The sequence below is a fragment of the Curtobacterium flaccumfaciens UCD-AKU genome, assembly GCF_000349565.1.
Lineage (GTDB): Bacteria > Actinomycetota > Actinomycetes > Actinomycetales > Microbacteriaceae > Curtobacterium > Curtobacterium poinsettiae.
In genome coordinates this window covers 1,249-1,987 of the sequence record NZ_KB714619.1, presented here as the reverse complement: position 1 = coordinate 1,987, position 739 = coordinate 1,249, and the positions used below count along the sequence as shown (strand labels likewise).

At 68.6% G+C, this 739-nt stretch carries 2 protein-coding genes; one reads left to right on the top strand and one right to left on the bottom strand.

The features are described from left to right. Nucleotides 1–381, top strand: a 381-nt coding sequence (locus H489_RS0119015) for an STAS domain-containing protein (RefSeq protein ID WP_031259734.1), incomplete at its 5' end; no start/stop codon positions are given. Between the two features lie 35 nt (nucleotides 382–416). On the opposite strand, the gene H489_RS0119010 is transcribed toward H489_RS0119015, so the two are convergent. After that, complete coding sequence (locus H489_RS0119010; protein WP_017887151.1) at nucleotides 417–614, bottom strand: hypothetical protein; 198 nt, start codon at nucleotides 612–614, stop codon at nucleotides 417–419. Nucleotides 615–739 lie beyond the last annotated feature (125 nt).

Here is a 739-nt window from a genome sequence, read left to right as displayed (position 1 = left end):
AACCTGGCCATCGGCGTGATCATCGGGGTGATCGCCGCGATGATCGTCTTCGCCCGCCGGGTGTCGCACTTCACCAACGTGTCGCGGAGCATCGAGACGCTCAGCACCGGTGAGCAGCACGCGCTCTACACGGTCGAGGGCGAACTCTTCTTCGCGTCGAGCAACGACCTCACCACCCAGTTCGACTACGTCGACGACCCCGAGCTCGTCGTCATCGACATGACCGGGTCGCACATCTGGGACGCCTCCACCGTCGCCGCGCTCGACGCCATCGAGACGAAGTACCACCAGCACGGCAAGCGGGTCGAGATCGCCGGGCTGAACGACGCCAGCCGAGCCTTCCACGGGCGCCTCGCCGGGAACCTCGGCGCCGGTCACTGACCTCCTGACCTCGGCCCGCCACCTGGCAACGCCCGTCAGCGTCGGCCGTTCGCCGGGACGAGCGCGAAGACGAACCCGACGAGCGCGGACAGGACGCCGATGACGACGACGAACGTCGCCCAGCCGCTCCAGACCGCCGGCGCGAACCAGATCATCAGCAGTCCCACGAGGATCAGCGCGATGCCGACTCCGAAGCCCAGGTTCACCGCACGTTGTTTCTCACGCATCTGCATCGCGGCAGTCTCCCTCGCGCTCCGTGGCACTCGCGTCCCCCGGGAGGCTGACACGGCCTCATCCGCAGGAAGGCCGACGCGCAGCGGATCCCGGAGCAGCGCGGGCCTGGCGGATCGACCGCCGA

Excerpts from the sequence above, each read along its gene's own strand:
- H489_RS0119010 (WP_017887151.1), bottom strand. The coding sequence starts at position 614 with ATGCAGATGCGTGAGAAACAACGTGCGGTGAACCTGGGCTTCGGAGTC.